The organism is Pectobacterium punjabense (assembly GCF_012427845.1).
GTDB lineage: Bacteria > Pseudomonadota > Gammaproteobacteria > Enterobacterales > Enterobacteriaceae > Pectobacterium > Pectobacterium punjabense.
In genome coordinates, this window is sequence record NZ_CP038498.1 from 567,070 (window position 1) to 579,561 (window position 12,492).

Sequence of the window (12,492 nt, forward strand, 5' to 3'; positions counted from 1 at the left end):
AAAAAATCAGGGGAAACGCCGTGTGATCCTTGCCACACTTCAATCAATTAGGCGGAGCGATCTTAAAAAAAGTGCAGTCAGACGGCGCGTGGGTGACGGTATTTGAAGGCTGGTTTTGTGGCTTATGACTACTCTTTTTCAAAGACTGCCTTTTTCAACGGCTGTATTTTTCAAAGGTCGCATTTTTGCCAAAGGCTGAATGGAGAGCTGAAATGACGTTACTTCGTGGTGATGATTTTTTTACTTCGCGTGCCGTGACGGTCGCGGTAGAGCCGCGTACCCCACAGACGGCCTTTCCTGAGCATTATCATGATTTCTGGGAAATTGTGCTGGTGGAGCAGGGCGCTGGCGTCCATGTATTTAACGACCAACCCTACGCACTGTGTAGCGGGACGGTGTTCTTTGTTCGCGATAACGATCGGCATCTGTTCGAAGATGTAGAAGGATTGTGCCTGACCAACATGTTGTACCGTTCGCCGCGCGGGTTTCGCTTCCTGTCTGATATCGCCGCATTTTTGCCGTATGGTCCAAATGGCGAGTGGCAAGGGCAGTGGCAGGTGAATGTGGTGGGAATGCAACAGTTAAAGCAATCGCTGAACAGCCTGGCGGAACTGGCGCAGAGCGATGCGCCGGAAGCGATTGCTGCCAGCGAGAGCCTGTTTCTGCAAATTTTGGTGCAGCTGCGTCAGCACTGTTTCCAAACGCAGGGTAACGGTTCCGAGCGTCAGGGAGTGCAGGCGCTGTTGGGCTGGCTGCAAAATAATTACAGTGAAGAGGTTAACTGGGGCGGTCTGGCCGATCAGTTTTCGCTTCCGCTGCGTACATTGCACCGTCAGCTAAAACAACACACGGGTATGACACCACAACGCTATCTGAATCGGTTAAGATTGCTGGAGGCACGTCGGCGGTTGCAGCAGAGTGATGACTCGATCACCACCATTGCGCACGCCTGTGGATTTAGCGACAGCAATCACTTCTCGACGCAATTCCGCAAGGCATTCTCGCAGGCGCCCAAATCACTACGCCATCAGGCGTTTTCTCGTGAAGAGTAGGCAATAGTCACTGCGGGTGAGGAAATGGCGACAGCAATACGGGGTTTGAAATTACAGACTGAAGACTATTTCCTCACTGACAAGAATGCCGTGATGGTTGCCGAACGGCACCCGCAGCCGGTGTTTCCGCTGCATCATCATGATTTTGACGAACTGGTTATTGTCTGGCGTGGCAATGGGCTACATCTCTGGAATGATGTGCCTTACCGTATTACCCGCGGCGATATGTTCTATATTTCCGCGCACGATCGTCACAGCTATGAATCCGTCCACGAGCTTGAATTGGACAACATTCTCTATATTCGCAATCGCCTGACGTTATCCGCCGACTGGCACACGTTACTGCCGGGCGGAGAGCATCCGCAAAGCCAGCGCCACTGGTGTTTGGGCTCAGAAGGTATGGATACCATTCGTGAGAAGGTGGATGCGCTGACGCAGGAGTGTATGAAATCGGATGCATTGTCGCTGCAACTGAGTGAGGCGCTGCTGTTGCAGATCGCTTTGCTGGCAGCGCGCTATCGCCACACGCCGGATAATCCGCAATTGGCGGATGCCCACCAGCTAGATATGTTGATGAATGCCCTACGCGCCAGTATTGCCGCACCGTTCCGTTTTGAAGCCTTCTGCGAACAGCACCACTTTAGCGCCCGCAGTTTGCGTTCGCGCTTTAAAGAACAAACGGGCATGAGCGTACCGCATTACCTGCGTCAGCTACGGCTATGCAAGGCGATGGAGTTGCTGCGTTATGATTTGCAAACGATTGGTGAAGTTGCGGCACTGTGCGGTTTTGAAGACAGCAATTACTTTTCTGTCGTGTTCCATCAGGCGTTCGGTGTTTCGCCCAGCGCCTACCGCCAGCGCTTTCTGGATGCGGAGTGACTGTGCTTTTTGTCCTGTTCTAACGTTGTATAGCCATAGTGACACCTGCATCGTTCGGGGTTAATATCATTGGTGACACCAGTGATATTAATCGGAGCACATCATGGCTGACACGCCACGCCAAACCACGACGCTGCGCATCGATCAGGACATTAAAGAACGACTGAAAACGTTGGCCGATGACCGCCATAGCTCAGCCCATGCGCTAATGCTGGAAGCCATCGCCGAATACGTGGAGCGTGAAGAAAAACGCAGTCAGTACCGTAAAGAGGCGCTGGCCGCGTGGGAGGAATACCAGAACACCGGCGAACACATCACCGCTGATGAGACGGTCACCTGGTTAGAATCCTGGGGTTCTGGGCATGAACAGGATGCGCCTGCATGCCACAAGTGATTGTTTCAGAACGCGCAAGACGTGATTTGCAGCGTCTGCAGGATTTTCTAAAAAACAAAAATGCGCTGGCTGCGAAAAAGGCCGCTGAAGTTTTGATTCGGGGCATTCGTCAGTTAGAAGCGCTGCCGAATATCGGGCGACCCGTTGAACATCTCCCTCTTGAATATCAGGAACTGGTGATCGAATTCGGCAGCAGCGGGTACGTGATGCTTTACCGCCATGATGAACTGACTGACAGAGTGGTGATCCTGACCGTCAAGCATCAAAAAGAAGCCGGTTACCAAAACCCTTAATCCTGTCCTCTGAGATTACCCATTCGCCAAATTTAGCGTGCCACTACACGTCAACAGCGCTATTCCGCCACCGTCGAGAGCAATAAACGCGTGTAAGGATGCTGTGGCTGGTTGAAGATCTGCTCGACCGGTCCCGTTTCTACGATATCCCCGTCTTTCATTACCGCGATACGGTGGCTCATGTGCTGCACGACGCCCAGATCGTGGGAGATGAACAGCATTGTCAGCCCCAACTGGCGTTGCAACGCGACCAGCAAATCCAGCACCTGCGCCTGTGTGGTGACATCTAACGCTGATACTGGCTCATCGCAGATCAGAATTTCTGGCTCTGAAGCCAACGCCTGTGCGATGGATACACGCTGACGTTGTCCGCCAGACAGTGCTCTAGGACGTCGGGCTAGCAGGTCGGGTGTCAGCCCGACATATTCCAGCAGTGTCAGAATACGACGCTGTTTCTCATCCTCGCTCAGATCGCGGCGCAAACGCAGCGGCTGGTTCAGAATCTGTGCGACGGTAAATTGCGGATCGAAAGAACTGAGTGGATCTTGCGTGATGGTTTGAATGCGCGCACGCAGCGGTCGGCGCTCGCGTTCTGTCAGTGTACTCCAGGCGCTGTCTGCTAATTGGACGTCGCCGCTGTCCGGCTTTTGCAGTGCCAGAATGACTTTCCCCAGCGTGGTTTTACCTGAACCGGACTCCCCGACGATACCCAGTGTTTCACCACGTTTGATCTCAAGAGAAACTTGATTCACCGCCTGCATCCGACTGCCGTCCGGGCGTTTGAATGATACGGCAATCCGATCCGCCGTCAGCGCTACCGTGTCGGTGTTGATGCGATCGGTTGTCAGCGATGGTGCAATACCGCCCTGTAATGGATCGGCTCCAGCCAGCCATTTGCCACGCGTGGAGGCTGTTGGGATTGCCGCCAGCAGTTTGCGGGTATAGGGATGCGTCGGCGCAGACAGGATCTGCCGTGCCTCGCCACCTTCAACCAGCGAACCTTGTTGCATGACGATAACGCGATCCGCGACGTCTGCGACAACGGCAAGATCGTGGGTGATCAGTAGAACACCGTGACCCGCTTGTGCCAATGCGGTGAAGACTTTTAGCACCTGCTTCTGCACCGTAGCATCCAACGCGGTGGTCGGTTCATCGGCAATCAGCAACTGTGGACCCGCTGCCAACGCGGAAGCAATCAACGCGCGTTGACGCAGGCCGCCGGAAAGCTCATGGGGGTACTGTGCAGCTCGATTTTCTGGGTCAGGGATGCCCGCTTGTTTCAGGAGTTCGGCTACGCGTGCGGGAACCTGTTGGCGAGGCAATAAGCGATGGGTCAGAATCGGTTCGGCGACTTCCTGCCCGATCTTGCGCAGCGGGTCGAGAGACACCAGTGCATCCTGCAAAACAAAACCAATTTCACGGCCGCGAATCGCACGCCAGTCGCGATCGGTCAGATAGCGTAAATCGCATAGGCTGCCATCATGGCGCGTGAGTTCAATCGCATTTGCCTGAACATCGACGCCTTCGCCGGATAATCCCACCAGCGTACGTGCCGTGACGGATTTCCCTGAACCCGATTCGCCAACTAACGCCAGAATTTCTCCGGCATTGACCTGAAAAGAGAGATTTTTAACCGAACGAATCGGACCGAAGGGACTGGGAAACGTCACGCTCAAGCTGTCCACGCGCAGCAGCGGCGTCTTCGCCGGTGTATCTGAAGAGGGGTGAGAAGGTGTGTTCAGGCTCATCGGGCCTCTCCTTTTGCCAAAATAGCCTGTAAACGGCGACCGAGCACGGTAATGGAAATCACCGACAGCGCGACGACGCTGGCGGGTAGCAGGCTGACCCACGGTGCGATATCAAGGAAATTACGCCCGTCGGCGAGTAGTGCGCCCCATTCTGCGGTCGGTGGGACGACGCCCAGCCCCAGAAAGCTCAGCGCTGAGGCTGACAGTACGGCGTGCCCGACGCCAATGGTGGCGACAATCAGCAGCGGGCGCAGCGTATTGGGAATGATATGGCGGAAGACGATATATAACGGGTGTTCACCCAGCGCAATCGCATGCTCGACATAGCCAGATAACCTGACCTGTAGCACCTGAGAACGAATCAGACGGGCATAGCCAGCAATGCCTGCCAAGCCGACGGCCAGCATGGTGTTTTCCGGCCCACGTCCCAGCACGGCGATCACCAAGAGCGCCAGCAGCAGATCGGGAAACGCCAGCATGATGTCCAGTAGGCGCACCAAAACCTGACGAATACGCAGCGGGGCGAGCACCGACAGCGTACCAAACAGCACGCCGCCGAAGCAGGCGATGAGCATCGCACCGACGCCAATACCTAACGACAGTGACGTGCCGTGCACGATGCGGGCAAAAATGTCGCGCCCCAACTGATCGGTGCCAAACCAATAAGTGGCATTCGGTGACTGAAATACCGCGCCCATATCCATTTCATCTGCGGCGCGACTGGTAAACAGTGACGGAAAAAAGACCGCCAGCGCCAGCAGGAAAACAATAGCGGCGGGCAGCAGCGTCGCGGTGCTCAGCCACGGGCTGCGATAGGTTTTTCTTGAGGGTGTCTGCGTGTAGGGCATGGGTTCACTACTCATGGGCGCTCGCCTTCTTGCGTAAGCGGGGATCGATGATGAGGTACAGCGCATCCACCAGCAAATTTATGACGACGAAAAGGAACGCGGACAGCATAACGACACCCAGCACCAGCGGCATGTCACGGTTTTCAATCGCGCTCAGCGTGACCTGTCCGATACCGGCGCGGCCAAACACGGTTTCAGTCAGTACGGACCCCCCCAGCACGCTTGCTAATAACGTACCGGTCAGCGTTGAAGCGGCCAGTGACGCATGGCGTAAACCGTGGCGGAAACGCAGTCGGATTTCGCTGACACCGCGAGTACGAACGGTTAACGAGAACGGCTGGGATAACGCATCTTCCAGACCATCACGCAGTACCTGACTCAGAATAGCGGCAATCGGCAGGCTTAACGTGATCACCGGTAATACCAACGACATAAAACCGTCGTTGCCGGTGACAGGGAACCATTGCAGGCGAAAACTGAACAGGCTGAGTAGCACGATACCGATCCAGTAGACTGGCGTGCTAAGCAGCGTCAGTTCCAGCCACGATACGGCGCTGCGTAACACGCCATAGCGACCTGCGGTGAGTAGCGCACTGACGATAGCGAGGAACAGGGCCAATACCAAACCACCAAATGCCAGCGGCAGGGTTTGATGCATGGCATCTGCGATGACGGAGCCGACAGGTTGGCGATAGAGATAGCTGACGCCAAAATCACCCTGTAGCGCCTGCCCGCAGTAGCGCAGATATTGCACCCACAGCGGTTGATCCAAGCCAAACTGTTTGATGAGCACGGCGCGATAGGCTGCATCCACCACGTTTTCGCCGCCGCTGAGAATGGCAACGGGATCGCCGGGGATCAGTTTGACGGCAATAAACGTCAATGTGGCTGCGCCCCAGAGCACAGCCAGAATGGTGAAGAGACGTTTGCCTAACGCGAGCAGGTTAACGTTTAATCCAGACATCATAGAAATTCGGTTTTGCGTTGGTGGCCCAGCTTATGCCCTGTACCTGTTTGGACAAGCCGAGCTGATAAGCAGGAACGTACAAAGGAACGACATACGCCTGATCGATGACTTCGCGCTGTATTTCGGTATAGAGCTGTTTACGTTCCGCTTCGCCTGCGCCGATGGCTTTTCTCAGCTTATCATCCAGCACGCTGATACGAGTAAAACCGTTGCCGTTCGGTGGCGCATAGGCCGAATCAAAGACGGTACGCAGAATATCGGGCTCTGCACGTACGAAGAAGTTAGACGCGATGTCGTATTCGTTAGCGTTAGTGCGCGTGGTGAATTCACCTGCGTCGACTGGCGTCAATTGGACGTCAAAGCCTGCTTGTTTCACCTGGAATTGCACGGCCTGGAACAGAGCGACATCCGCTGCTTCAACGTTGGTTGATGCATAGACAAAGCTGACGCTCAGGCGCTTGCCGTCTTTGGTACGGAACCCTGCGCTGTCTTTCTGTTTCCAGCCTGCGTTATCCAGCAGGTCGTTGGCCTTTTTCACATCAAAGCCCCAGCGTGACGCGACGCTCGGATCGTAGTACAGCGTGGCTGGACCGAGCACGTTATCGGCCGCTTTTAGCGTACCGAAGAAGGCGACTTTTACCGCTGCGTTGCTGTCTACTGCGCTCTGGAATGCTTTACGCACCGCGACGTCCTGGAAAGGACCTTTGGAGGTGTTGAGATAGAGCACGCGGTTAACGCCTGGATTTTCATAGGTGATGACTTCCAGTTTCGGATTACGCTTCACCGTTGGGAAATTGGCAGGCGGTACGGCATCAATTGCCTGAATCTGTCCACTGCTTAGTGCGCCAAGGCGAACTGATGCTTCCGGCAGATATTTGAATACCAGACCATCCAGATAAGCAGGGCCTGTATGTTTTGCATAGCCCGGTCCCCAGTTGTAATCAGGGCGTTTCGTCAGTTTGCTGCCGCTGCCTTTTACAAAGGAATCGAGAATAAATGGCCCAGATCCCACCACGGTATTACTGGTGTTTGGCGTGTTCTTCAGGTAAGTCGGCGATTGAATGCCCAGATACGGTAGACTCAACCCCTGTAACAGCGCCGCAAACGGTGAGCTGTAGTGGAGCACAATGGTATAGTCATCCGGCGTTGATATTTTGTCGATCGGGCCTAACAGCGATTTGGCGTAGCTGGAGGTGGTTTTTGGATCGAGAATGCGTTCGATATTATATTTCACGGCTTCTGCATCGAGCTTGGTGCCGTCGCTGAACGTGACATCTTTGCGCAGATGGAAGGTGTATTCGGTATTGTTATCGTTGATCTTCCAACTTTCTGCCAACCAAGGCGTAAAGCGGTTGTCCTCTGCTTGCCCAACCAGTGAATCAACAACGTTACGGGAAATCAGTGCGGCCACGCCGTAGGCGGTAATGTGCGGATCGATAACGGGAGTATCGCTGCCCAAACCGACATTCAGAATGCCGCCGGCTACTGGTTTTTCAGCACCTTGCGCCGCGTAAGCGCCGGGGTTGAGTGCGAAGAGTAATGAGAGTAATCCTGCGGCGAGAGTCGTAACCTGCGGATGATTTTTTTCCATTCCCTGTGTCCTTTACGAATGTCATGAGGCCATACACGGCGGTCTTTTCGCTACTCTAAAGGGCTGTCTTATGCATGTAAAAGAATAAAAATTGATTTTCAATTCCATAAAAATATATATGCGGAAGGGGATTGGCAGGAACGCTTTACTTCGCTGATGTCGTTTTACTGGCTACGTGCCGGGACGTTCTTTGTCACGGGGTCATGTGTGATGCAAGGTGAGAGTATGAGTTACGGAACTGTTATTATTTCACAAATAAATAACCAGGCTATTTATTATTGACACTTTATTGCTGAGTTATTATTCATTTCTCTCTCTGTAAATATACATTTCGTCTACGTTATAGAATCTGGTTTTTCAATTATTGAATAAAAATTTCACAAAAAATCAACTCGTGATTTCTTATTGTCATTTTATAAAAATTAAAACCGCATTCCTAATAACAAAATAACCTAGAGATATTGTTGGATATATCAATTAACCTCTTTATAAGTACATAATACCTATGTAAGAATATAACCTTTAATGGTTAGATTGGTAAAAAAATGAACTTTTTTGAACAAACATCTCCATCTCGGAGACGCTATGGATTAGCTGCTTTTATTGGTTTGATTGCAGGTATTGTTTCATCTTTCGTAAAGTGGGGTGCAGAAAATCCACTTCCACCGCGTAGCCCTACTGATATGTTTAGTGGCGCTTGTGCACCCGAATCATTGATTAGAGCTGCTGAGCAAATTGATTGTTCTCGTAACTTTCTTAACCCTCCCTACATTTTTTTACGCGATTGGCTTGGCGTCGTTGATCCTAATGCGGCTGTTTATACCTTTGCCGGCCACGTATTCAATTGGGTTGGTGTAACGCATATTATTTTCTCTATTGTTTTTGCCGTAGGTTACTGCGTTGTTGCCGAAGTATTTCCTAAAATAAAATTATGGCAGGGTTTGTTGGCTGGTGCGCTGGCTCAATTATTTGTCCATATGATTTCATTCCCATTGATGGGTCTGACGCCTTCGCTATTTGTTCTTCCTTGGTATGAACATGTATCAGAAATCGTGGGCCATCTCATTTGGTTCTGGTCTATTGAAATTATTCGCCGTGATTTGCGTAATCGTATGACTCACGAACCTGACCCGGAAATTCCTTTGGGCGCTTCACGATAAATCGTGATTTTATTTTAGTGATATAAAATATTACGAGGCTTATTCTTTCTGTTTCACAGTAAAAATAAGCTTGCAATAAAAATTGAAGCTATTCCAGAACGCCTTGAGACTCTCTCAGGGCGTTTTTACTTTCTTGGTTATCAAAGCGATTGCCACTCGGACGGTCAGGTTTCCCTCACGGGAGGGCGATCGAACGAGCATAAAGCAACGACGTTTATTTAAGTTTGTGAGCACTTACATCTTTATTGGTTTTACTGGGAGCAAGGGAACCAAACAGTAAACGCTACCTGCTATGCTTCATCTTGCCAAACGTCCTCATATCCGGCCCGATCGATGATGAATTTTGTTCCTTCGGGTAAAAATAGATACGGTATGACTTCAGGCAACATTTCCTCCAGATGACTCGTGTGAAGTGCCTGATAAAAACCACTCTCAGCGGAATAGTCGCCACAATGAATAAACCAGCTTATCGTGCCATTTTCCGGTAATACGATCCGGGTTCCGTAAATGGGGGAATGTTGCAAGGTGTCTAAGGCAATGGCGATCATTTCCTCTGGGGGATGCAGCGGTAATTGATACTTATCGCAGGTCTGCTTTTGTTGCGCGCTGGGGTGTGCTCGATCCGCTTTTTGCATGGTTAAATTCGCTGTGGTTTTTTATGCCTTCCGAGATTGAGAAACTCAGTATTTTAATTGAGTGGTCAGCCTGTGCCTATGTGACCTCAGCTATCCAGCCACCAATTTAGAAGCGTCTCGTCTTCATCGTCGTCAATGTTCTTATAAATATTTGAAAAGTACCATTCGATGCCTGTTTTTTCGCGAAAGGCGTCGAAAACATCGGCAATCTTATCCATCCCATTCCTTGCAGGAACGGCCAATGTCAAATTTCCCTCAAATATACCGTCTAAGGTTCCATTCAGTTGGTTTAGCACCTCATTTTCTAAACGGGTGATATCTTCAGGGGGAAGTTCATCGGCATAAATATGAATGCAAAAATTACCGCCTCTTCTCAGTACTTCTGGATGTGCGTGCTTGTCTTTAATTCGGAAGGTATCTCCGCGTGCCAAATTTAGTGCCAGGCCAGGAGAAGACAACAGTTCGTAAGTATTTTTCTCGATTTCTCGGACGGGGAGTTCTTCAAACACCGGACCATCATCATTATTTGCTACATAAATATGAACTAACATAGGTGGGTATTACCAATATTTGAGTGCGTAGCGTAAAATTATGCCCCGATGTTAGCCTAAAAATACACTTTCGTATCTTGTTTTCCATAAGGCTGTTGTTTGTACGGCGAATCGTTACGATGATCGAGAGAACTTTGTTGGTGTATCGATAAATATCTGCCGAAGCGAGGCGTCAATGTCGTCAATGGTTCCCAACTTAGGTGTGAGTCCTATCTCAACCGTTTTTATCGTTTTGCACCAGTTTGTCGCGCTTGAGCACGTAAAAATGATTTTGTCTGTCGTGACTAAAACATCATCAATTCCGCCATACCCAGCCATGCCCGGATTACCGATCTCAACATAATAAGTATCTTGACCCAGCTCTTTATCCTGCTCGTCAGGCTCCTCCGCCCGCTGCAAAATCAGAAAATGCTGTGGATTATCGGCATTGTCGGCAAACCCAACCGTTAAAACCGCCTCTTCAGCCGACGCATCATAGTAGGCTGCCGAAAATTTAACGCTCATGACTTTCTCCAGGACTGATCTATCTATAACAGCGGCAGCAGGAACTTATCACGCAGGACGGTATGTTTACAGTCGCTGACGTGATGAAAACCTCTTTTTGCAAAATCTGTGGCAATATCGGATTCAGAACGGAACATGTTTGATAGAAAAAGGGTGAATAAGGTTGCTCATGACAGAGACTACAATGTTGCTCGATATGCCAATCGTGACGTCGACGCTTGACGATCTCAGAAAACAATTTCAGGTATTTGATACGACCCATTCATATTCTGATTACCTGGCGTGTTGTGATTTGGTCGATGAATGGAAATTTTCTGACGGCGATTATTTTGGACATTTACCGTACAGCGATGAGCGTATGGGATTTTCGTCACCCCGACTGATGAAAAGGAAATATGCCAATGTAGATGAAGCGCGTTGGCTGGGGAAATATTGCGCCGGTTTCTCTGGTGGCCGTCATGCTATTACCGTTTCTCCTGGGCAGAAGGGCATTCACGCCATTCAGGCAACCCAATATAACCGCACGGGCGATGTTTTAGAGATTGCTACTCTCGGTTTTAAGGGAATAGATCGTCCAGAACGTGTTGAATCAAAATTGCTTGGCTCGGGGAGAATGTTGCAAGTAGAAGATCGCGCGGTGGTTTATGTGGGCGTTGGTATTCGAGAGGCTTTTTCCGTATTTCTTTACCAGTATTCCTCTGCTGGTCAGGTGCTGTCTGGCCGAGCGTTTTCCAAAGGGTGGCCCAGTGAAGATGAATGGTTCTATCACTACGATAATGACGGGCAACTTGCTGAGATAACGTCAGGTAATACATCCGTTTGGCACAAGAAATCAGTCAGTTAAACGGTCTGCCGCTATCGATCATTGATACGAGGAATATCTGGGTACGATGAACAGACGTCGTTCACTGACCGTTCTTCAGCCGAAAGGCCTCGTTCAATTCGACTTCACTTTCTGCATCCCCATCTTCAAAGCACTTAAAGGCGCTATCGCTGAGTGTATTTAGCACCAGCGCATACAAGTTCGCCGATTTTACATTGACCTGAAGCCACAGCGAATTTTCATTCCCATAGATCAAACGGGCGTCATAGGGCGTATTATTGTTTAGGGTACGGTCTTTCAGATAGATATCGCCATGTTCGGCATGAACACAGGCGTCATTGTTCTTAATCGCATTCATAACACGTTGGGTAATCGAGGTGTCATCAAAGACGAGTTTGTACTCATAGCTCATATTGTTGGGGGCTTATTTATGCTGAACGCTGTTCAACGTCATTAATCATTATTTCGATCGCCATATTAGAGGCAAGTCGATATTGTTTTTGGATAGAATAAAGGCGATCTTTCCTGCAAGCTCAGCCGGAAGCGTCGTCGGTGCGCCATACATATCAACTATTCCGACCTCAACGGCACTATCAACAAGAAAGGAGAATGCTTCACTATCTTGCGGTGCAATTGATAGGACGAGATCTTGCGGTATCTCATCTCCGCGACCATTTAACGGCAGCATTGCCCCTTTTCTTTCCCACTCAATCAGGCTGCCACTTTCAGGATAGTCGTTAAGATGAGCTATCAGCGCCGCGATCGAGGGATGGCGAATCAATTTTGCGTCGCAGTAAGCCTGTAAACAGGCAGAGGCATAGCGTTGTAAATCCCTTGGGGAAAGCTCGGCTATTTCACTCAATGTCACTGAGACCTTCATGTTGTTGTTTCCACAAAATTAAAATTTGCGAATGTTGGATATTCATCCAACAAGTTCATCGCTGCGGATGAAATCGTCGAGTGGCTTATTCTTTTTTCCTATAGCAATAGCATTCGATTAATCCAATCACGACAAACTCATCATTATGTGTTTTATCATTTGAGCCG

15 protein-coding genes are annotated in these 12,492 nt (G+C 50.2%); 6 read left to right on the forward strand and 9 right to left on the reverse strand.

The genetic code is table 11. The annotated features are described in order from the left end of the window. Positions 1–212: 212 nt before the first annotated feature. From rhaS to E2566_RS02610, 4 genes are all read left to right on the forward strand, one after another. Complete coding sequence (rhaS, locus tag E2566_RS02595; protein WP_107170804.1) at positions 213–1,052, forward strand: HTH-type transcriptional activator RhaS; 840 nt, start codon at positions 213–215, stop codon at positions 1,050–1,052. 24 nt (positions 1,053–1,076) lie between these two features. Next, complete coding sequence (locus E2566_RS02600) at positions 1,077–1,931, forward strand: helix-turn-helix domain-containing protein (protein WP_107170805.1); 855 nt, start codon at positions 1,077–1,079, stop codon at positions 1,929–1,931. Positions 1,932–2,034: 103 nt separating this feature from the next. Next, a complete protein-coding gene (locus tag E2566_RS02605) occupies positions 2,035–2,325 on the forward strand; it encodes a CopG family ribbon-helix-helix protein (protein ID WP_012822277.1) in 291 nt (96 codons plus the stop codon). Further along, positions 2,313–2,618 (forward strand): type II toxin-antitoxin system RelE/ParE family toxin, encoded by a 306-nt coding sequence (locus E2566_RS02610; protein ID WP_012822278.1) that lies wholly within the window; start codon positions 2,313–2,315, stop codon positions 2,616–2,618. Before E2566_RS02605 ends, E2566_RS02610 begins: the two co-directional genes overlap by 13 nt. Positions 2,619–2,677: 59 nt before the next feature. Here E2566_RS02610 and E2566_RS02615 read toward each other — a convergent pair whose 3' ends face one another. The 4 genes from E2566_RS02615 to E2566_RS02630 are packed head-to-tail and all read right to left on the reverse strand — an operon-like array spanning position 2,678 to position 7,772. Beyond that, positions 2,678–4,366: a dipeptide ABC transporter ATP-binding protein gene (locus E2566_RS02615; RefSeq protein ID WP_107170806.1), complete on the reverse strand. Its 1,689-nt coding sequence runs from the start codon at positions 4,364–4,366 to the stop codon at positions 2,678–2,680. Further along, a complete protein-coding gene (locus tag E2566_RS02620) occupies positions 4,363–5,229 on the reverse strand; it encodes an ABC transporter permease (protein WP_107170807.1) in 867 nt (288 codons plus the stop codon). Before E2566_RS02620 ends, E2566_RS02615 begins: the two co-directional genes overlap by 4 nt. Further along, the gene (locus E2566_RS02625) at positions 5,222–6,181 is read right to left on the reverse strand and encodes an ABC transporter permease (protein WP_107170808.1); all 960 of its coding nucleotides are present in this window, start codon (positions 6,179–6,181) and stop codon (positions 5,222–5,224) included. Before E2566_RS02625 ends, E2566_RS02620 begins: the two co-directional genes overlap by 8 nt. Further along, entirely contained in the window at positions 6,159–7,772 is a 1,614-nt protein-coding gene (locus E2566_RS02630; RefSeq protein WP_107170809.1) for an ABC transporter substrate-binding protein, read from the reverse strand. Before E2566_RS02630 ends, E2566_RS02625 begins: the two co-directional genes overlap by 23 nt. Positions 7,773–8,317: 545 nt before the next feature. Between E2566_RS02630 and E2566_RS02635 the strand changes: the two genes are divergently transcribed. Next, positions 8,318–8,932, forward strand: coding sequence for a YagU family protein (locus E2566_RS02635; RefSeq protein WP_107170810.1), 615 nt, complete (start codon positions 8,318–8,320; stop codon positions 8,930–8,932). Positions 8,933–9,222: 290 nt separating this feature from the next. Here E2566_RS02635 and E2566_RS02640 read toward each other — a convergent pair whose 3' ends face one another. The 3 genes from E2566_RS02640 to E2566_RS02650 all read right to left on the reverse strand — a co-directional run bounded on the left by E2566_RS02640 (position 9,223) and on the right by E2566_RS02650 (position 10,622). Further along, positions 9,223–9,567: an immunity protein Imm33 domain-containing protein gene (locus tag E2566_RS02640; protein WP_107170811.1), complete on the reverse strand. Its 345-nt coding sequence runs from the start codon at positions 9,565–9,567 to the stop codon at positions 9,223–9,225. Positions 9,568–9,653: 86 nt separating this feature from the next. Next, positions 9,654–10,118, reverse strand: a complete 465-nt coding sequence (locus E2566_RS02645) for a DUF4265 domain-containing protein (protein ID WP_107170812.1) — start codon at positions 10,116–10,118, stop codon at positions 9,654–9,656. A 114-nt stretch (positions 10,119–10,232) separates the two neighbouring features. Continuing rightward, positions 10,233–10,622, reverse strand: a complete 390-nt coding sequence (locus E2566_RS02650) for an Imm10 family immunity protein (RefSeq protein WP_107170813.1) — start codon at positions 10,620–10,622, stop codon at positions 10,233–10,235. 169 nt (positions 10,623–10,791) lie between these two features. Between E2566_RS02650 and E2566_RS02655 the strand changes: the two genes are divergently transcribed. After that, positions 10,792–11,466: a hypothetical protein gene (locus E2566_RS02655; protein WP_133169880.1), complete on the forward strand. Its 675-nt coding sequence runs from the start codon at positions 10,792–10,794 to the stop codon at positions 11,464–11,466. A gap of 61 nt (positions 11,467–11,527) precedes the next feature. On the opposite strand, the gene E2566_RS02660 is transcribed toward E2566_RS02655, so the two are convergent. Together E2566_RS02660 and E2566_RS02665 are read right to left on the reverse strand one after the other, a co-directional pair. Continuing rightward, positions 11,528–11,857 (reverse strand): hypothetical protein, encoded by a 330-nt coding sequence (locus E2566_RS02660; protein ID WP_107170815.1) that lies wholly within the window; start codon positions 11,855–11,857, stop codon positions 11,528–11,530. 48 nt (positions 11,858–11,905) lie between these two features. Continuing rightward, a complete protein-coding gene (locus E2566_RS02665; protein WP_107170816.1) occupies positions 11,906–12,325 on the reverse strand; it encodes a hypothetical protein in 420 nt (139 codons plus the stop codon). Positions 12,326–12,492: the final 167 nt, after the last annotated feature.